The organism is Comamonas sp. 7D-2, assembly GCF_022749555.1.
In the GTDB taxonomy this organism is placed as follows: domain Bacteria; phylum Pseudomonadota; class Gammaproteobacteria; order Burkholderiales; family Burkholderiaceae_C; genus Comamonas; species Comamonas thiooxydans.
Window position 1 is genome coordinate 74,861 of record NZ_CP094238.1, and the last position, 17,937, is coordinate 92,797.

The window sequence follows — 17,937 nt, forward strand, 5'->3', positions numbered from 1 at the left end:
GGCCGTTGGCTCATACCCTGTTGAAATCGAAGCCGGCTTTCTGTCCGGTGCCGTAGAGCTTCAGCGCCCCTTTTTCGCCCACCGCGTTGGGGCGGTTGAAGATCCAGTTTTGCCAGGCCGACAGACGCCCGAAGATGCGCGTGACCATGTTTTCCTGGCTGGCAAAACGCAGGTTCGCTTCCAGACCCGTGAGCGCATCGGGCGACATCGCGGCGCGCTCTTCCATGGCGATGCGGATCTCGTCTTCCCAGTCGATATCGTCAAGCGCGGCGGTGACCAGTCCAAGCTGTTGCGCGGCATCGCCGTTGAGCGGCTTGCCCACCGCTGCGCGAGCGGCTTCCAGAGGCCCGGACTCCTCATAGAAGCGACGCTGCAGACGGCTTTGATCGTTGACCAGCGGCAGCAGGCCGAAGTTGAAGGCATCGAGCTCGATGACGGGCTCGCGCTCGGGCTCGTCGGGCAGCACCAGCATGTAGGCGCGGTCGGCGCAGAAGACCAGCTCGGCCAGCATGCCGGCAAAGCAGGAGCCGGGCTCGATCAGGGCGAACAGCGAGCGCGATGACACATCGAGGCGTGCAAAGGTTCGGCGCAGCAGGCCTGTGGTTTGCTGCACCAGCCAGTGATCCTTGTGCGCAATCAAAGACTGGTCCGCCGCCAGCACGGCGCGCGCATCGCCCTCGGTCTTGAGAATCCAGGTGCCTACATCGAGCTCGTTGGTGCGCAGATGCAGTATGGCGTCGTCGAGCTCGCGGCCCATGGCCAGCGGCCACCAGGCAGCACCTGCGTTTTCAATGGCTTCAATGCTGCCGGGCTGTTCGCCACGGGGAGCCTTGACCGTGATGGTGGCGCTGCGCTTGCTGCGATCGATTTGCACGCTGACGTGGCGATAGTGCAGGCCGTCCGGGCTTTGCTCGCGCTGCAGCCTGGCGAGCTGTATGCCTTTGGCGGAAGCCGGGCGCGGGCTGCTTTCGCCCAGGGCCGTGGCACGTTGCTGCACCACTTCGGCAAACTGTGCGGGCTTGGCAATCGCGTCCACCAGCCGCCAGTCCACGGCACGCTGGCCGCGCACGCCTTCCACGCTGGTACAGAAGATGTCGGCCAGGTCGTGGCGCACATGGCGCTTGTCGGTCACGCGCGTCAGCCCGCCCGTGCCGGGCAGCACGCCCAGCAGCGGAACCTCGGGCAGCGATACGGAGGAAGAGCGGTCGTCGATCAGCACGATGTCGTCGCAGGCCAGCGCCAGCTCGTAGCCGCCGCCCGCGCATGCGCCGTTGACGGCGGCGACGAACTTGAGTCCGTCGTGCCGGGAGCTGTCCTCCATGCCGTTGCGCGTCTCGTTGGTGAACTTGCAGAAGTTCACCTTCCAGGCGTGGGACGAGACTCCGAGCATGAAGATATTCGCACCCGAGCAGAAGATGCGTTCCTTGCCGCTGGTCACGATCACGGAGCGCACCTGCGGATGCTCAAAACGGATGCGGTTGAGCGCATCGTGCAGCTCCACATCCACGCCCAGGTCATAGCTGTTGAGCTTGAGCTTGTAGCCGGGGCGTATGCCTGCGTCCTCGGCGATGTCCAGCTTGAGCCGGGCGATATTGCCATCCACTTCAAACGACCAGTGCCGGTACTGGCTGGGCTCTGTGCGGTAATCGACGTTGGTTTGCTGCTGCATGCTCGGCTCCTGCTGAGATGAAAGATAGTGCAGTTACTGACTCGGTGTTGGCACAATTATGCAGATGCATTGAAAAAAAGCACGTCAATTTAGGCACTATGTTGCATGTTTCGCTGAAACCAAGGGAAATCCTTAGGTGCTCACAGTTCGCGGAACGGCGCCGGATTTGAAGTGTTTTGGCGGCTATTCCCTTGCTAGGAAAGGGCGAGTAGCTAGCAATTACTGAGCAACCGAGCCGGATGGCTTTGATTCGCAAACCCAGCACTGGCGCGGGGTGATGAGCTGCTTGCAAAATGGATCCACCATGCTGACCTTTGCAGATATCCAAGCCGCCGCTGCGCGCCTGAATGGCGCCGTCCTTCAAACCCCTTTTGTGGAATCACGCACGCTCTCGCAGATCACGGGGGCGCAGGTCTATCTCAAGTTCGAGAACCTGCAGTTCACTGCATCCTTCAAGGAGCGTGGCGCGCTGAACAAGCTGCTCATGCTCAGCGATGCCGAGCGCGCACGCGGCGTGGTCGCCATGAGTGCGGGCAACCATGCCCAGGGCGTGGCCTATCACGCTCAAAGGCTGGGTCTGCGTGCTGTCATCGTCATGCCGCGCTTCACTCCCGGTGTGAAGGTGGAGCGCACGCGCGGCTTCGGTGCCGAGGTGGTGCTGCATGGCGACACATTGGCCGAGGCGCGAGCCCATGCCTATCAGCTGGCGCAGGAGCAGCAGCTGACCTTTGTCCATCCCTATGACGACGAAGCGATTGCTGCGGGCCAGGGCACGCTGGCGCTGGAAATCCTGCAGGCACAGCCCGATCTGGATGCGCTGATCATTGCCATTGGCGGCGGCGGTCTGATTGCGGGCATTGCCACGGCAGCCAAGGCCATCAAGCCCGAGATGGAGATCGTGGGGGTGCAGACTCAGCGCTTTCCCTCCATGGTCAATGCGCTGCGCCACACAGATCTTCCCATGGGGACTTCGACGATCGCCGAGGGCATTGCGGTGACCCAGCCAGGCATCATCACCCAGGAGGTGGTGCAGCGCTGCGTGGACGATTTGTTGCTGGTGGACGAAGGAGATATAGAGCAGGCCGTGCTCATGCTGCTGGAGATCGAGAAGACCTTGGTCGAAGGCGCAGGGGCGGCGGGCCTGGCGGCCTTGCTGCGCTATCCCGCTCGCTTCAAGGGCCGGAAAATAGGTCTGGTGCTGTCGGGCGGCAATATCGACCCCATGCTGCTGGCTGCCATCATCGAGCGCGGCATGGTGCGCTCCGGTCGTCTGGCGCGTGTGCGTGTCAGCGCGCGCGACGTACCCGGCGTGCTGGCCCAGATCACGGCCACGGTGGCCGGAGCCGGCGCGAATATCGAGGAAGTCCATCACCAGCGTGCCTTCACCATGCTGGCCGCGCAGAATGTGGAGATCGAGTTCGTGCTGCAGACACGCGGCCACGCCCATGTGAGCGAGGTGCTGGAGCAACTGCGCCGCGCAGGCATGGAGGCGGCCCTGGTGTGAGGCTTGAGCCGCAGGCCTTGCTCAGGCCTGCAGGGGCGTGATCTTCTTGATCAGCGGGGTCACCAGGTCCATGGGCAAGGGGAACACCACGGTGGTGTTCCTGTCCGCGCCGATCACGGTCAGCGTCTCCAGGTAGCGCAGCAAGATGGCCTGAGGCTCCTGCGCCAGAACTTTCGCTGCCTGAGACAGTTTTTCCGAAGCCTGCAATTCGCCTTCGGCGTGAATCACCTTGGCGCGGCGTTCTCGCTCGGCCTCGGCCTGACGTGCGATCGCCCGGATCATGGATTCGGTCAGATCGACCTGCTTGATCTCCACGTTCGAGACCTTGATGCCCCAGGTGTCGGTTTGCGCATCCAGCGCCTGCTGGATGTCCAGGTTCAGCGATTCGCGCTCTGCCAGCATTTCGTCGAGCTGATGCTTGCCCAATACGGAGCGCAGCATGGTTTGCGCGAGCTGACTGGTGGCCTCCAGATAATTGACCACCTGGATCACCGCCTTTTCCGCATCCACCACGCGCAGATAGATCACGGCATTGACCTTGACCGAGACGTTGTCGCGCGAGATCACATCCTGCGCGGGGACCTCCAGGACCACGGTGCGAAGATCCACCCGTACCACCTGCTGGATGGCAGGAATGATGAAGATCAGTCCCGGCCCCTTGACCTTCCAGAAGCGCCCCAGCGTGAAGACCACGCCGCGCTCATACTCGCGAAAAATCCGGATCGACGCCGTCCCCAGGCCAATCACCAGCATCAGCAGGATCAGCCAGAACAGGAAAGAAGCGCTAACCATAGAAGCCATCCTTTCAGCGAGGGACTTCGGCGCTGCGATCTGACGCGGAACAGTGCACATCGATTTCTTAATCGGCGCCGGGTCGTCCGCAAGCCCAGCATATGCTGTTGCACTCCGAGTGCGAACTTATCTGCGCATGGTCGACATCGAAGAAGTGCTGTTCGCCATTGGCGGACATGGGATGCGGGTCTGAGCGCCAACAGCGGCTATGGCTTTCCCTGAGCCATGTCGCCAGGGCTGTGCCTAGAATGGCTGCAGAGCTTGCTTGTTTCACCGCCTGCTTTCAGGAGGAGCATTGATCACATGTCAGATGATTCCGCAGTGAACCACGAGGCACAGGACGCGGCCGAAGCCGTTGTGCCCTATATTCCCATCATCATTCCCGCCGCTGGCGCCGTGATGATGTTCCTGCTGGCCTTTATTGCCGTGAACATGGCCTAGGCATTCCAACCTTCTCGAGCCCAACCCCGCGACGCGGGGTTTTTTTACGTCTGCGCAGGTTATGAATGAATGCGATATGCATATATTGATGCGCAAAATGCATAGATATTGCCCATGATTTGCTGACAAATTCAAGGCCCCTACCTAAAATCGATCTCCCGCTGCTATTCAAAACAAGGTTGTTTTGACTATTTCAGACGGATTTCAGGCGCCAACAAGCGCTAGGGAAAGCAGGCGAGACACCTTCAAAAGCCTTTTTTCAAAGACGCAGCCGAGGATGCTTCTTTGAAAAACTGGTTTTTTAATTGAAGGACTTCCCCCATGAACGCCGCTGTGCAAAGCCTGAACATCCAGGCTCCCGACTACGTCAAGAACCCCAAGCTCATTGCCTGGGTCGCCGAAATGGCCGCGCTGTGCAAGCCTGCCCAGATCCACTGGTGCGACGGCTCGCAAGCCGAATATGACGCGCTGTGCCAGCAGCTGGTGGATGCCGGCACCTTCAAGCCCCTGGCCAAGCGCCCTGGCTCCTTCCTGGCCTGGACCGATCCTTCGGACGTGGCTCGCGTGGAAGACCGCACCTATATCTGCTCCGCCAAGAAGGAAGACGCAGGCCCCACCAACAACTGGATGGAACCTGCCGAAATGCGCGCCACGCTGAACCCGCTGTTCGACGGCTGCATGGCTGGCCGCACCATGTACGTGGTGCCTTTCTCCATGGGCCCGCTGGGTTCGCCCATCGCCCACGTGGGTATCGAGCTGTCCGACAGCCCCTATGTGGCCGTCAACATGAAGATCATGACCCGCATGGGCAAGGCCTTGTATGACGTAATCGGCACCAGCGGCGAGTTCGTGCCCTGCGTGCACACCATCGGCGCACCTCTGGCCGCAGGCCAGAAGGACGAGACCACCTGGCCTTGCAGCAAGACCAAGTACATCGTTCACTATCCTGAAACCCGCGAAATCTGGTCTTACGGCTCGGGCTACGGCGGCAATGCGCTGCTGGGCAAGAAGTGCTTTGCGCTGCGTATCGCCTCCACCATGGGCCGTGACCAGGGCTGGCTGGCCGAGCACATGCTGATCCTGGGCGTTACCAACCCCGAAGGCAAGAAGTACCACGTGGCTGCGGCCTTCCCCTCGGCCTGCGGCAAGACCAATTTCTCCATGCTGGTGCCGCCCAAGGCCTTCGACGGCTGGAAGGTCACGACCATCGGTGACGACATCGCCTGGATCAAGCCCCAGGCCGACGGCTCGCTGCGCGCCATCAACCCCGAGGCCGGTTACTTCGGCGTGGCTCCCGGCACCAATATGCTCACGAACCCGAACTGCATGTTGAGCCTGGACAAGAACGTGATCTTCACCAATGTGGCCCTGACCGATGACGGCGACGTGTGGTGGGAAGGCATGGAAAAGGACCAGGGCAAGCTGCCCGATCACCTGATCGACTGGCAAGGCAAGGACTGGACGCCCCAGATCGCCAAGGAAACCGGCGCCAAGGCCGCCCACCCCAATGCCCGCTTCACCGTGGCTGCGACCAACAACCCCGCGCTGGACGAAGCCTGGGACGATCCCGCCGGCGTGAAGATCGATGCCATGATCTTCGGCGGCCGCCGCTCCACCACCGTGCCTCTGGTGACCGAAGCCCGCGACTGGACCGAGGGCGTGTACATGGCAGCGACCATGGGCTCCGAAACCACGGCCGCCGCCTTTGGCGCGCAAGGCGTGGTGCGCCGTGATCCCTTCGCCATGCTGCCTTTTGCCGGCTACAACATGAGCGACTATTTCCAGCACTGGCTGGATCTGGGCGCCAAGATCGAAGGCCAGGGCGCAACCCTGCCCAAGATCTTCACCACCAACTGGTTCCGCAAGAACGCCGAAGGCAAGTTCGTCTGGCCCGGCTACGGTGAGAACATGCGCGTTCTGAAGTGGATGATCGACCGTCTGGAAGGCCAGGCTCAGGGTCAGGAAACCGCCTTTGGCATTGCTCCCCAGTACGCCGAAATCAACTGGAGCGGTCTGGACTTCGATGCTGCCCAGTTCGACAGCGTGACCAATATCGACAAGGCGGCCTGGGCCGAGGAAATGAAGCTGCACGGCGAGCACTTCGACAAGCTGGCCTACAACCTGCCCAAGGCCATGCTGGATACCAAGGCCAAGCTCGAAGAGCGTCTGTCCGCCTGAGCCTTTGACAGAATAAAAAAGCCCTGCAGGCCGTTGGCCGCAGGGCTTTTTGTTTTTGAACCGTTGTGTTGATAGCTGTTGGCGCCTGTCGGACAAGGGGTTGACGCCGATTTCATGAGACGCTGAGCGGGCATGAAAAAGCCGCTGGCCTTGTGGGCAGCGGCTTTCTTCGGAGAGGCGCGGAGCTTAGCGGCTCTGGCGATCCATCGCGCGGGCCAGATCGGCCATCAGGCGGGCATCTTGCAGCGCGGCGTTCCAGACGCGTTCATCGGCTGCAGCTTGCTGGCGGCTCTTGACCCAGGCGCGGTAGCCGGTGCGCACCAGATTGATGGCACGGCGTGCGGGAGTGGAGAAGAGGGCAATGCTGGCAAAAGCCATGGCCCACAGAACCATCCAGGCAGCCATCATATGACCGTCGCTCCAGGTTTCGGTGGCCTGGAAGACGCCGGCGGCCAGGGCGGCCAGCACCACAGCCAGCACCATCCAGTACGACCTGGACTGGGATTGCGCCTCGTGCTCGGCGGCAATGGCTGCCATGCGTTCATCGCTGGCTTGATAGATACGCACCACACCAGGGTGCTCGACACAGTAGGAGTTGTAAATAAAGTTGCTCATGGCAGTTAACCCTTTGACCCACGCTTTTGGCGAATTGCCCGGGGAATAGGTGTAACTATAGGGATTACCCTAGGTGTGTTCAAATTTATATTTTGAATCTGTAGCATTCACGGCAGTGATGTATTGGGTGATGCCATGTCTTTGAACTTTCGTTCTCTGGATCTCAATCTGCTGCGCGTCTTCGATGAGGTCATGTCCGAGCGCAGCCTCACGCGCGCGGCGCACAAGCTCAGCATCACCCAGCCGGCAGTCAGCAATGCCATGCGCCGACTGCGCGAGGTCCTGGGCGACGAGCTGCTGGTGCGCCAGGGACAGGGCGTGGAGCCCACGCCGCGTGCCCAGGCCCTGTGGCCGGTGATACGCGAGGCCTTGCAGCATCTGGAGGGTGCACTCGCACCCGATGAGTTCGATCCCGAGACGGCCGCCACCACGTTCGTGATCGCCATGGCCGATGCCACGGCTGCCACGCTGATTCCGCCGCTGTACCCGATTCTGGCGCGCGAGGCACCGGGCCTGGGCATACGCCTGCTGCCGCTGACCACGCGCGATCCAAGGCCCTTGCTCGATGATGGCGAGGCCGATATGGCCGTGGGCTATTTCCCCGCCGTACTGGCCGACCTGACGGCGCGTGCCCAGGCTGGCGGGCTGGTGGCGTTTGACAGCCGCCGTCTGTATGAGGGCGAGTACCTGTGCGTGATGCGCAAAGGCCATCCGCTGGCGCATGTTCCGCTGACGCTGGACAACTATTGCGCGGCACGCCATATGCTGGTCAGCTTTTCGGGCCGCTCCTTCGGCTTCATCGACGAGGCCCTGGCCTCGCTGGGACGTTCGCGCGAAGTGGTGCTCACCGTCAACCAGTTCTTCACCGCGGCGCGCGTGGTACTCAACTCCGATCTACTGACCATCTTGCCGCGCCATTTTGTGCCCGTGACCGGCATGAGCGACCAGCTGGAGCTGCGCGATCTGCCCTTCGATGTCACGCCCGTGCATGTGGATGCACTGTGGCGTCGGCGCGGCCCGCACCCGCAGGCCTATGACTGGCTGCTGAAAACGCTGACGCGCTCGGCCGAGATCACCTTTGCCAACGGTTCGGCCCAGGTCACTCACCATGGTTGACTAAACTAGCCACATGAAGATCCAGCTGCTGTCCGACCTGCACCTCGAAGTCCACCCCCAATTCGTGGCCCAGCCAGCCGCGGGCGCCGATGTGCTGGTGCTGGCCGGCGACATCGGCTCCTACCAGAGCAGTACCCAGGTCGACGGCGAGAACTTCGGGCTGGAGCGTTTCTCGCCGCTGCCGCAATACGCCAACTGGCCCACACCCGTGCTGTTCGTGCCCGGCAATCACGAATACGACATGCAGGACTTCGACGAGGCAAGGCTGCGCCTGCAGCGTGTGTGCGACAGGCTGGGTCTGATCTGGCTCGATCGTGAAACCGTGGTCATGGACGGGGTGCGTTTCATCGGCACCACGCTGTGGAGCGACTTCGACGCCATGGCCATGCATGAAGGCGTGAGTGATGCCACGCGCTTGCACAAGCTGCGCGAGAAGGCCTTTCGCGCCGCCAATTTCTATCTGCAAAAGACAGGTGGCAGTCGCCAGGGCGAGCCGTTTCTGGCCGCGCCCATGCGCGAGGAAAGCCTGCTCTGCCAGGACTGGCTGCGCGCTGCGCTGCAGCAGCCTTTTGACGGACCCACGGTGGCCGTGACCCACTTTGCGCCCAGCCTGCGCAGTGCCGATCCGCGCTACGGCCTGGTACCCGGCACGGCCGGTTTCTGCAATGTGATGGACGACTTTCTGCCCCATGCCCAGCTCTGGCTGCACGGCCATCTGCATTGCGCCAGCGACTACATCGCATGCGGCCAGCGCGAGGACGGTAGCGAATGGCAATGCCGTGTGGTGGCCAATCCCCTGGGCTATGCCCGCAAGGGAGAGCAGGATGACTTTCTGCCGGCATCGACAATTGACTTGAGCCAAGTCAAGATGCTGACTGTCCCCAGCCCTTAGGCTTGAGACATCAACAAGGAGAAATTGGTATGAAGATCTTGCTCGCCGTGGACGGCAGTGCCTATACCCAGAAAATGCTGGCCTATCTGACCTCGCATCAGGAGATGCTGGGCACGGGCCATGAGTACACCATCATCACCGTGCAGCCGCTGCTGCCGCCTCGTGCACGCGCTGCGCTGGGCAAGGAAGTGGTGGAGCAGTACTACGACGAAGAATCCGCCAAGATCCTGCAGCCCGTGCTGGAGTTCCTGAAGGGGCGTGGCGTCGAGGCGCAAAGCATCGCCAAGGTCGGCCCCATTGCCGACACCATCATCCATGCCGCCCAGGACGGCAAGTTCGACCTGATCGCCATGGGCACGCACGGCCACGGCGCGCTGGGCCGTCTGGTCATGGGTTCGGTCAGCTCGCAGGTGCTGGCGGGCTGCACCATCCCCGTGCTGCTGATTCGCTGATTTTCATAGCTTCTTGCGCTTGATTTACATACGTATCAGGCGTAAATCAGCTTAAAATCAAGGTTAGATGAGCGTCCACAGCTACAAAAACCAAAGTACCTCCGTTTGACATCAAGCTCTCAAGGCCGCGCTGCAAAGCACGGCCTTTTTTCTTGTCTGCATCAAACAGCTTGCAGCACTTGCCGGGCCTTGCCCAGCAAGGCCTGGCTGACACGGGCCAGCACGCGTGACTCCAGATTCCAGCAATGCCAGAACAGCGCGATGGACAGCGCATGGCCTGTTGCCACGTCGATCAGTTCACCGGCATCCAGTGCGGGCTGCACCAGCAACTGCGGCAGCACGCCCACGCCCCAGCCGGCACGCACGGCGCGCACCTGCGCCTCGCAGCTGGGCAGCAGAATCTGATGCTGCAGCGACACATTGCGCAGACCCAGGCAACGCGCCACAAATTCGGCCTGCATATCGTCCTTGCGGTTGAAGGATAGATAGGGCAGCTGGTTGAAGTTCTTGCGCGTCAGCCCCTGCGGCAGTCTTTGCTGCGCAAATTCGCTAGAGGCCACGGCCACATAGCGCATGGCGCCCAGAGGCTGCACGGTGCAGCCGCGCATGGCCTGACTCAGCGTGGTGACGCAGCCCATGACCTGGCCCGAGCGCAGCAGCTCCTGCGTGAAGTCCTGATCGTCGACCACCACCTCCAGCGGCAGGCCGCTCTTCACCAGCTCGTCCAGAGCCGTCATGGCCCAGGTGGCAATGCTGTCGGCATTGATGGCGATGGAGACGATTTCTCCGGCCAGACTCTGCCCGGTCTGCGGTGCCAGCTCCTGCAACTCATGAGCGAGATCGGCGCGCAGCAGGCGCAGCTGCTTGGCATGCTTGAGCAGCAGCCGCCCGGCGCTGGTGGGCTTGACGGGACGCGTGCGCTCCACCAGTACCGAGCCCACCTGGGCTTCCAGTGCACGCAGGCGCTGGGACACGGCCGACTGGGTGATGTGCAGCCTTTGCGCCGCGCGCTCGAAGCCGCCTTCTTCCACGATGGCGGCCAGGCATTCCAGCGCAACAGGGTCCCAGGAGCTCATGGCAACTTCATTAGCATTTCTGATGAAACTGCTGAAAATTTAATGCTGCTTTTGTTTGCCCGCAAGAGTGCAGACACTGGCCGCATGAACATCATCGTCCTGGGCGCCGGCATCATCGGCATCAGCACCGCCTGGCATCTGCGCGAGCGCGGTCATCAAGTCACCGTGGTGGACCGCCAGAGCGGTCCGGCCCTGGAGACCAGCTATGCCAATGGCGGCCAGATCTCGGTCAGTTACTGCGAGCCCTGGGCGAATCGCCAGGCACCCTGGAAGGCGCTCAAATGGATGTTCGACAAAGAGGCTCCTCTGCTGCTGCGGCCCCAGGCCGACAGCGCGCAATGGCGCTGGTGCCTGCAGTTCCTGGCCCAGTGCAATGACCGCGCCTTTGCGCGCAATGTGCAGCAGATCGTGGCGCTGGGCGCCTACAGCCATCTGGCGCTCAAGGACATGGTCCAGAAGACCGGTGTCGAGTTCGAGCGACTGGAGCGCGGCATTGCCCATTTCTACAGCAGCCCGCAGGCGTTTGCCGAGGCCGCCGAAGGCGTGGAGCTGATGCGGCAATACGGCGTGCAGCGTCGTCTGGTCAGCCGCGAAGAGCTGCTTGCCATCGAGCCTGCATTCACGCCCTATGCCGCGCAGATTGCGGGCGGCACCTTCACTGCCACCGATGAGTCCGGTGATGCGCGTCTGTTCACCGAAAAGCTGGCCGGTCTCTGTGCCCAGGCCGGTGTGCAGTTCCTCTACGGCCACGACATCCTGAGCCTGCAGCCGGCGCGCAGGGGCAGGCCTGCCCAGGTGCAGATTCGCGACCGCAGCGATGGCACCCCGCGCATGCTGAGCGCGGATGCCGTGGTGGTCGCCTGCGGCTCCTACACGCCGTTGCTGCTCAAGCCTTTGGGCGTGAAGGTTCCCATCTATCCGGGCAAGGGCTATAGCGCTACCTTGCCGCTGCTGCAGCCCGAAAAAGCCCCCATGGTCTCCACCATCGACGACAGCCGCAAGGTGGCCATGAGCCGTTTGGGCAACCGACTGCGGGTAGCCGGCACCATAGAGCTGGGAGGCTTCGATCTGAGTCTGGACACGCCCACGGCCAGGGCGCGCTGCGAGATGCTGGTCAGGCGCGTGGAGGAGCTGATGCCCGGCGTCTGCGACACGCGCCTGCCCGAGCAGGGTGGCGATCCGCAGTTCTGGTGCGGTCTGCGGCCCGCCACGCCCAGCAATATTCCCTGCATCGGGGCCACGCAGGCAAGAGGCATCTGGGTCAATGCCGGGCATGGCACCCTGGGCTGGACGCATGGAGCAGGCTCGGGCAAGGCCATGGCGGCGCTGATGAGCGGCGAGCGCCCGGCGCTGGATTTCCGGTTCTGGGATGAGCCGGCACCCGAGGTCGCTCGCGGCGCGCGGATTGCGTCGGCCTGAGACAGGGCACAGGACTGCAGGACGAGTACGGGCTGGCTGACTCTTTTGCCCGGATTGACGGTATCGCTGCGTGGGGCTCTTACATACAATTACGCCAGCAACTCGTCCATGCCATGATCCAGCACGACATCACTCCTGCCCTTGAAACCTCACGTTCCTTTGCGCGCTCATTGCCCATGGCTTTGCTCAAGGCCCGCGAGGCGGTCATGGTGCGCTTTCGTCCCTCGCTGCGTGCGCACGGCCTGACCGAGCAGCAATGGCGCGTGCTGCGCATCATGTGGGTGGCCGACAAGCGTTTGCGTCCCATGGAGCTGTCGCAGCTGACCTTCATCAGCATGCCCAGCCTCTCGCGCCTGCTCAAGACGCTGGAAGGACGCCTGCTCATCAAGCGCGGCCGCCATGTAGCCGATCTGCGGGGTTCCGAGTTCGCCCTCACGCCAGCCGGCCAGGAGATGGTGGCCCAGATCGTGCCGCATTTCGAGACCATCTACACCGAGATCGAGGAGCAACTGGGCAGCGCCGAGAGCGAGCAGCTGTTCCGCATTCTCGAGCATGTGGTGCAGAGCCTGGGTCTGCCCGGCGAAGACGAGCTGGGTCAGGACTGAGGCGCCTGCCACGGCAGAATGCAGTCATGAGTGCTGCGATTGCCGTCATCGACTTCGAAACCACGGGCATGACGCCCGCCCAGGGTGCCAGGGCCACCGAGGTAGCCATCGTGCTGCTGGAGCAGGGCCGCGTGGTGGACCGTTTCCAGAGCCTGATGCAGACCGGGGCCTGGGTCTCGCCCTTCATCACCGAACTCACCGGCATCACCAATGCCATGCTGCGCACGGCGCCGCCCGCCGCCGAGGTGATGCGCGATGCGGCCCGCTTTGTGGGCGCTGCGCCCATGGTGGCCCACAACGCATCGTTCGACAGCAAGTTCTGGCAGGCCGAGCTGGCGCTGGCGGGCGAAGCCGCCCCCCAGCTGTTTGCCTGCACCGTGCTGCTGTCGCGCCGCATCTACCCGCAGGCGCCCAGCCACAGCCTGGGCAATCTGGCACGCTATCTGCACCTGCCTTCCACGGGGCGCGCCCACCGGGCGCTGGCCGATGCCGAGATGGCGGCAGCCCTGTTGGCGCGCATGCAGCAGGACCTGTGCGAGCGACATGCCTTGCCCTGGCCCGAGCACGAGCTGCTGATGCAGCTGCAGCGCTGCAGCAAGGCCAGGGTCGGCAGCTGGCTGGCGCAGCAGGCCGGCCAAGGGCTGCTGGCAGTTCAGACCCAGGATTGATAGATTTTGGCCTGCAGGCCTTTGTGTTGCTGCGCAAGAAGCTATCAAAATTGATGATTCTGGCCTTAAGCCCTTACGGATTGTGACCGGCAAGGTTCAAGTTGATAATTGATCAAGTCCTGCAGATGCTCTTTGGGTCTGCTGATCTTGAACCGTGGCGCACCGTTGTGGTCGCTGACCTGAGCTCTGAATTTCGTGAACTCCGCCTTGCCTACCTCCGTCTTGCGTTCGGCCTTGCCTTTCTCGCAGCGCGAATTTCGCGATGCGCTGGGGCAATTTGCCACCGGCGTGACCATCATCACGGCGCGCAGTGCAGAGGGCCATGCGGTGGGCTCCACGGTCAGCTCCTTCAACGCACTGTCGCTGGCGCCCTCGCTGGTGCTATGGAGCCTGGGTCTGAAGGCCAACTCACTGCCCGTGTTCCGCCACTGCACGCATTACGCGATTCATGTGCTGGCGGCTTCGCAAAAGCCGCTGGCCGAGCTGTTTGCACGCAAGGGCGCGGACCGTTTCAGCCATACCCAGCATCATGACTCCGAGCATGGCGTGCCGCTGCTCGAGGGCTGCAGCGCGGTCTTCGAGTGCCGCAATCTGCGCCAGCATGAGGAGGGCGACCATCTGCTCTTCATCGGCGAGGTGGAACGCTGCGAGCACCATGCCGACCGCGCGCCGCTGCTCTACCACTCGGGCCATATGCACGCCCACGGCTTCGTCAGGTAAAGCCGGCTGCCGACTGGGAGCCCTACCTAGTCGGCTTGAACGATACCGATCTCCAAGGCCCGCCCTAGATTGCCCCCAGGCCTGCTGCGTCAGGCCCGAGGACAGTGGTTACAACGCTTTGGAGACACATCATGATTGATTGCGAAGACAGGCCGGCCCATACCCGGCTCAAGGTGGCCGCGGCAAGCAGGACGGGGATCGAGCTCAGGCGCATCTCCCCCGCCATCGGCGTGGAGGTTTCGGGCATAGACCTGCGCCAGCCCATGAGCGAGGAGCAGGCGCGCGAGCTGCGTCAGGCGCTGGTGGCGCACAAGGTGCTGGTGTTTCGCGAGCAGAACATCACGCCTGCCCAGCATGTGGCGTTTGCGCGCCGCTTCGGCGAGCTGGAGCTGCATCCGGTATTTCCCCATCACCCCGACCATGCCGAGCTGGTGCTGCTGGGCGGCAACAGCAAGATCCCGGGCACCGAGAACGTCTATCACACCGATGTCTCCTGGCGCGAGACGCCTTCCATGGCTTCGGTGCTGCGCTGCGTGGAATGTCCCGAGGTCGGCGGCGACACGGTCTGGATCAATATGGAGCAGGCCTACGAGCAACTGCCCGAGACGCGCAAGCAGCAGATCGCCGGCCTGTATGCCGTGCATGACATCCTGCCCTCGTTCGGCGCGCGCATGACGCCCGCGCAGCAGGCCCAGGCCCGCGGCAAATACCCGCCCGTGGTGCACCCGGTGGTGCGCACCCACCCCGAAAGCGGCCAAAAGATTCTCTACGTCAACGAGACCTTCGTCACGCATTTCGCCAACTTCAGCTCGAACTTCGACAGCTTCCGCTCGGCCAACGAAATTCATGCCCAGCAACAGGAGCTGATGAACTATCTGCTGCGCCAGCCTGCGATTCTGGAATACCAGATGCGTCTGCACTGGGAGCCCAACACCATTGCCATGTGGGACAACCGCTCTACCCAGCATTACGCGATTCAGGACTATTTCCCGGCCGTGCGCCGCATGCATCGCGCCACGGTCGTGGGCGACAAGCCGTTCTGAGCCGCCCGCCAATCAAACTGGGTCGTGCAGGTGGTTTAACGCTGCGTTAAACCACCTGCGGCAGTCTTGTCTTGTAGAGTTCAAAGCAGCAAGCATCTGCTTTGACCCTCCCAAACAGCGAGACAGAACATGCAGCAACAAGACTTTGATTACGATTTTCTGGTCATAGGCGGTGGCTCGGGCGGCGTGCGCGCCAGCCGTGTGGCTGCCGGCCTGGGGGCCCGTGTGGCTGTGGTGGAAGCTGCCCAATTGGGAGGTACCTGCGTCAACGTGGGCTGCATCCCCAAGAAGCTGCTCAGCCATGCCGCGCACTTCAGCCAACTGGCCGAGGAGGCCCGGGGCTTTGGCTGGCAGCTGGAGCGGCCGCGCTTCGACTGGCCCACGCTGATTGCCAACAAGGACCGCGAAATCGAGCGCCTGAACGGTGTCTACGGCCGCATGCTGGCCGGGGCAGGCATTACCCTTATCCATGGCCGTGCAGCGCTCTCGGGGCCGCATAGCGTGCTGGTGAACGGCCAGACCATCCATGCCCGCCATATCCTGATTGCAACGGGCGGAACGCCCAGCCTGCCCGATATTCCTGGCGTGGAGCATGCCATCAGCTCTGACGAGGCCTTCCATCTGCCGCACCTGCCCAGGCGGGTGGTGGTCGTGGGCGGAGGCTATATCGCCGTGGAGTTCGCCTCCATCTTCAACGGTCTGGGCGCCGAGACGACCCTGCTGCACCGCCGCCAGCAGTTGCTGCGCGGCTTTGATGCAGACCTGGGTCTGCATCTGGGCCAGGAGATGGCTCAGCTGGGTGTGAACTTTCGCTGGGGCGAAGAAATACAGGCCATCGACAAGCAGGCGGACGGCCTGCACCTGCAGCTCAAGAGCGGCGAGCAGCTGGTCGTGGACTGCGTGATGTATGCCACGGGTCGTGTGCCCCTGATCGAAGGCCTGGGGCTGGAGGCCGCGGGTGTCAAGGTCAACGACAAGGGCGCCATCGAGGTGGATCAGTATTTCTGCAGCAACCTGCCCTCCATCCATGCCGTGGGCGATGTGGTCGATCGCATGGCTCTGACGCCCGTGGCGCTGGCCGAGGGGACAGTGCTCGCCCATCATCTGTTCGGCCAGGGCGGCAAGAGCGCTCCCGACTATGAGCTGGTGCCGACGGCGGTGTTTTCCCATCCGCAGGTGGGCACCGTGGGCCTGTCGGAGGAAGTGGCGCGCGAGCGCTTCGGCGCAGTGCAGGTTTTCCAGTCCGGCTTCAGGCCGCTGACCAACCGCATGGGGGCCGAGCCCGAGAATGTCTTCCTCAAGCTCATCGTCTCCAAGGCCGACCAGCGCGTGCGTGGCGTGCATATGGTGGGAGAGGGCGCGGGCGAACTGATGCAGGGCTTTGCCGTGGCACTGCAATGCGGCGCGACCAAGCAGCAGTTCGATGCGACCATCGGCATACACCCGACCGTGGCCGAGGAGCTGGTGACCATGCGCGAGCCGGTGCGCGAATGAGAAACGACCCCCCGCGCTTTCGCAGGGGGCAGGGCCGCGCGGCGGCATCGCAATGAAAAATGGGCCTTTTCAGGCCCATTTCCTTGTCCATCAAGCGCTAGCGCTATGGATAGATGAGTTGGTATCAGCCGCGCGCGGCGTCCGGCAGCTCGATCTTGACTTCCAGAACCTCAAGGTTTTCCTGGCGCTCCAGCTGTACCTTGATGTCATTGGGGTTGATGTCCACATACTTGGAAATCACGGCCATCAGCTCTTTTTGCAGGGCGGGCAGATAGTCGGGCTTGCCACTTTCGCCGCCCACGCGCTCGCGCGCGAGAATGATCTGCAGTCGCTCCTTGGCGACCGAGGCGGACTTCTTCTTCTCTCCGAGCAGAAACGACAACATGGACATCAGGCTTACCTCCCGCCAAACATGCGCTTGAAGAAACCGGGTTTGACGGCTTCGGTAAAGCGCATGGGTTTTTCTTCGCCCAGGAATCGGGCCACCACGTCCTGATAGGCCTCTGCCACATCCGTGCCTTGCATGTGCACGGCGGGAATGCCCTGGTTGGAGGCCTGGAGCACGGTTTCGGATTCGGGGATCACGCCGATCAGCTCGATGCGCAGAATGTCCTGGATATCCTCCAGCGACAGCATCTGGCCGTCTTCCACACGATTGGGGTTGTAGCGCGTGATCAGCAGATGCTCCTTGATACGCTCGCCCTTGACCGCACGCTCCGTCTTGGAGCTGAGCATGCCCAAGATACGGTCCGAGTCTCGCACCGACGAGACTTCGGGGTTGGTCACCACCAGGGCCTCTTCGGCATAGTGCATGGCCATCAGTGCGCCGCTTTCAATGCCGGCGGGCGAGTCGCAGATGATGAACTCGAAGTCCATGGCGGACAGATCGTCCAGCACCTTCTTCACGCCTTCCTGCGTGAGGGCTTCCTTGTCTCGGGTCTGCGAAGCGGCCAGCACGAACAGGTTTTCGCACTGCTTGTCCTTGATCAGGGCCTGGTTCAGATTGGCTTCGCCCTGGATGACATTGATGAGGTCATAGACCACGCGGCGTTCGCAGCCCATGATCAGATCGAGATTGCGCAGACCCACATCGAAGTCAATCACTGCGGTCTTGTGGCCGCGCAGTGCGAGGCCGGATGCGAAGCTGGCGCTGGTGGTGGTCTTGCCGACACCGCCTTTGCCAGAGGTCACGACGACGATTTTGGCCATGTTTGCACGATTCCTTTAAGACAAATGGGGCAGGTTGATAGGGT

At 62.5% G+C, this 17,937-nt stretch carries 18 protein-coding genes; 12 read left to right on the forward strand and 6 right to left on the reverse strand.

Going from position 1 to position 17,937, the window contains the following annotated elements:
- Positions 1-10: 10 nt before the first annotated feature.
- Entirely contained in the window at positions 11-1,669 is a 1,659-nt protein-coding gene (gene boxC / locus MPZ60_RS00330) for a 2,3-epoxybenzoyl-CoA dihydrolase (protein ID WP_034351222.1), read from the reverse strand.
- Positions 1,670-1,973: 304 nt separating this feature from the next.
- Here boxC and MPZ60_RS00335 point away from each other — a divergent pair, with 304 nt between their 5' ends.
- Positions 1,974-3,173 (forward strand): threonine ammonia-lyase, encoded by a 1,200-nt coding sequence (locus MPZ60_RS00335; RefSeq protein WP_003065229.1) that lies wholly within the window; start codon positions 1,974-1,976, stop codon positions 3,171-3,173.
- Positions 3,174-3,194: 21 nt separating this feature from the next.
- Here the strand turns inward: MPZ60_RS00335 and MPZ60_RS00340 are convergent, their stop codons facing one another.
- On the reverse strand, positions 3,195-3,965 hold the full coding sequence (locus MPZ60_RS00340; protein WP_003065227.1) for a slipin family protein: 771 nt from the start codon (positions 3,963-3,965) through the stop codon (positions 3,195-3,197).
- Between the two features lie 303 nt (positions 3,966-4,268).
- Here MPZ60_RS00340 and MPZ60_RS00345 point away from each other — a divergent pair, with 303 nt between their 5' ends.
- On the forward strand, positions 4,269-4,406 hold the full coding sequence (locus tag MPZ60_RS00345) for a hypothetical protein (protein WP_003059912.1): 138 nt from the start codon (positions 4,269-4,271) through the stop codon (positions 4,404-4,406).
- A 321-nt stretch (positions 4,407-4,727) separates the two neighbouring features.
- The gene (locus tag MPZ60_RS00350) at positions 4,728-6,584 is read left to right on the forward strand and encodes a phosphoenolpyruvate carboxykinase (GTP) (RefSeq protein WP_242881945.1); all 1,857 of its coding nucleotides are present in this window, start codon (positions 4,728-4,730) and stop codon (positions 6,582-6,584) included.
- Positions 6,585-6,770: 186 nt separating this feature from the next.
- Here the strand turns inward: MPZ60_RS00350 and MPZ60_RS00355 are convergent, their stop codons facing one another.
- Positions 6,771-7,199 carry a hypothetical protein gene (locus MPZ60_RS00355; protein WP_003065220.1) on the reverse strand — a complete coding sequence of 143 codons (429 nt, stop codon included), beginning with the start codon at positions 7,197-7,199 and terminating at the stop codon, positions 6,771-6,773.
- Between the two features lie 135 nt (positions 7,200-7,334).
- Between MPZ60_RS00355 and MPZ60_RS00360 the strand changes: the two genes are divergently transcribed.
- Genes MPZ60_RS00360 through MPZ60_RS00370 form a run of 3 tightly spaced genes read left to right on the forward strand, consistent with a single transcriptional unit; the run spans position 7,335 to position 9,659 of the window.
- A complete protein-coding gene (locus MPZ60_RS00360; RefSeq protein ID WP_034351561.1) occupies positions 7,335-8,315 on the forward strand; it encodes a LysR family transcriptional regulator in 981 nt (326 codons plus the stop codon).
- Between the two features lie 13 nt (positions 8,316-8,328).
- A complete protein-coding gene (locus MPZ60_RS00365) occupies positions 8,329-9,207 on the forward strand; it encodes a metallophosphoesterase (RefSeq protein WP_012836586.1) in 879 nt (292 codons plus the stop codon).
- A 29-nt stretch (positions 9,208-9,236) separates the two neighbouring features.
- Entirely contained in the window at positions 9,237-9,659 is a 423-nt protein-coding gene (locus tag MPZ60_RS00370; protein WP_003065214.1) for a universal stress protein, read from the forward strand.
- Between the two features lie 161 nt (positions 9,660-9,820).
- On the opposite strand, the gene MPZ60_RS00375 is transcribed toward MPZ60_RS00370, so the two are convergent.
- Entirely contained in the window at positions 9,821-10,735 is a 915-nt protein-coding gene (locus tag MPZ60_RS00375) for a LysR family transcriptional regulator ArgP (RefSeq protein ID WP_034351228.1), read from the reverse strand.
- A gap of 42 nt (positions 10,736-10,777) precedes the next feature.
- On the opposite strand from MPZ60_RS00375, the gene MPZ60_RS00380 reads away from it, so the two are divergent.
- The 6 genes from MPZ60_RS00380 (at position 10,778) to gorA (ending at position 16,684) form a co-directional block, all read left to right on the forward strand.
- Positions 10,778-12,154, forward strand: a complete 1,377-nt coding sequence (locus tag MPZ60_RS00380) for a D-amino acid dehydrogenase (protein ID WP_034351231.1) — start codon at positions 10,778-10,780, stop codon at positions 12,152-12,154.
- Positions 12,155-12,267: 113 nt separating this feature from the next.
- Positions 12,268-12,759: a homoprotocatechuate degradation operon regulator HpaR gene (gene hpaR, locus MPZ60_RS00385; RefSeq protein ID WP_003065209.1), complete on the forward strand. Its 492-nt coding sequence runs from the start codon at positions 12,268-12,270 to the stop codon at positions 12,757-12,759.
- Between the two features lie 26 nt (positions 12,760-12,785).
- Positions 12,786-13,427 (forward strand): PolC-type DNA polymerase III, encoded by a 642-nt coding sequence (locus MPZ60_RS00390; protein WP_034351234.1) that lies wholly within the window; start codon positions 12,786-12,788, stop codon positions 13,425-13,427.
- Between the two features lie 195 nt (positions 13,428-13,622).
- Entirely contained in the window at positions 13,623-14,147 is a 525-nt protein-coding gene (locus tag MPZ60_RS00395; protein WP_034351237.1) for a flavin reductase family protein, read from the forward strand.
- 131 nt (positions 14,148-14,278) lie between these two features.
- Complete coding sequence (locus MPZ60_RS00400; protein ID WP_034351240.1) at positions 14,279-15,190, forward strand: TauD/TfdA family dioxygenase; 912 nt, start codon at positions 14,279-14,281, stop codon at positions 15,188-15,190.
- Positions 15,191-15,319: 129 nt separating this feature from the next.
- Positions 15,320-16,684 carry a glutathione-disulfide reductase gene (gene gorA / locus MPZ60_RS00405; RefSeq protein WP_034351243.1) on the forward strand — a complete coding sequence of 455 codons (1,365 nt, stop codon included), beginning with the start codon at positions 15,320-15,322 and terminating at the stop codon, positions 16,682-16,684.
- Between the two features lie 124 nt (positions 16,685-16,808).
- Here the strand turns inward: gorA and minE are convergent, their stop codons facing one another.
- Positions 16,809-17,075 carry a cell division topological specificity factor MinE gene (gene minE / locus MPZ60_RS00410; protein ID WP_003071985.1) on the reverse strand — a complete coding sequence of 89 codons (267 nt, stop codon included), beginning with the start codon at positions 17,073-17,075 and terminating at the stop codon, positions 16,809-16,811.
- Positions 17,076-17,080: 5 nt separating this feature from the next.
- Positions 17,081-17,893, reverse strand: a complete 813-nt coding sequence (gene minD, locus MPZ60_RS00415; protein ID WP_003069672.1) for a septum site-determining protein MinD — start codon at positions 17,891-17,893, stop codon at positions 17,081-17,083.
- Positions 17,894-17,937 lie beyond the last annotated feature (44 nt).

Bases quoted from the DNA above. Each gene is read 5' to 3' on its own strand.
- boxC (WP_034351222.1), bottom strand. From the start codon at position 1,669: ATGCAGCAGCAAACCAACGTCGATTACCGCACAGAGCCCAGCCAGTAC.
- MPZ60_RS00335 (WP_003065229.1), top strand. From the start codon at position 1,974: ATGCTGACCTTTGCAGATATCCAAGCCGCCGCTGCGCGCCTGAATGGC.
- MPZ60_RS00340 (WP_003065227.1), bottom strand. From the start codon at position 3,965: ATGGTTAGCGCTTCTTTCCTGTTCTGGCTGATCCTGCTGATGCTGGTG.
- MPZ60_RS00345 (WP_003059912.1), top strand. From the start codon at position 4,269: ATGTCAGATGATTCCGCAGTGAACCACGAGGCACAGGACGCGGCCGAA.
- MPZ60_RS00350 (WP_242881945.1), top strand. From the start codon at position 4,728: ATGAACGCCGCTGTGCAAAGCCTGAACATCCAGGCTCCCGACTACGTC.
- MPZ60_RS00355 (WP_003065220.1), bottom strand. From the start codon at position 7,199: ATGAGCAACTTTATTTACAACTCCTACTGTGTCGAGCACCCTGGTGTG.
- MPZ60_RS00360 (WP_034351561.1), top strand. From the start codon at position 7,335: ATGTCTTTGAACTTTCGTTCTCTGGATCTCAATCTGCTGCGCGTCTTC.
- MPZ60_RS00365 (WP_012836586.1), top strand. From the start codon at position 8,329: ATGAAGATCCAGCTGCTGTCCGACCTGCACCTCGAAGTCCACCCCCAA.
- MPZ60_RS00370 (WP_003065214.1), top strand. From the start codon at position 9,237: ATGAAGATCTTGCTCGCCGTGGACGGCAGTGCCTATACCCAGAAAATG.
- MPZ60_RS00375 (WP_034351228.1), bottom strand. From the start codon at position 10,735: ATGAGCTCCTGGGACCCTGTTGCGCTGGAATGCCTGGCCGCCATCGTG.
- MPZ60_RS00380 (WP_034351231.1), top strand. From the start codon at position 10,778: ATGCTGCTTTTGTTTGCCCGCAAGAGTGCAGACACTGGCCGCATGAAC.
- hpaR (WP_003065209.1), top strand. From the start codon at position 12,268: ATGATCCAGCACGACATCACTCCTGCCCTTGAAACCTCACGTTCCTTT.
- MPZ60_RS00390 (WP_034351234.1), top strand. From the start codon at position 12,786: ATGAGTGCTGCGATTGCCGTCATCGACTTCGAAACCACGGGCATGACG.
- MPZ60_RS00400 (WP_034351240.1), top strand. From the start codon at position 14,279: ATGATTGATTGCGAAGACAGGCCGGCCCATACCCGGCTCAAGGTGGCC.
- gorA (WP_034351243.1), top strand. From the start codon at position 15,320: ATGCAGCAACAAGACTTTGATTACGATTTTCTGGTCATAGGCGGTGGC.
- minE (WP_003071985.1), bottom strand. From the start codon at position 17,075: ATGTCCATGTTGTCGTTTCTGCTCGGAGAGAAGAAGAAGTCCGCCTCG.
- minD (WP_003069672.1), bottom strand. From the start codon at position 17,893: ATGGCCAAAATCGTCGTCGTGACCTCTGGCAAAGGCGGTGTCGGCAAG.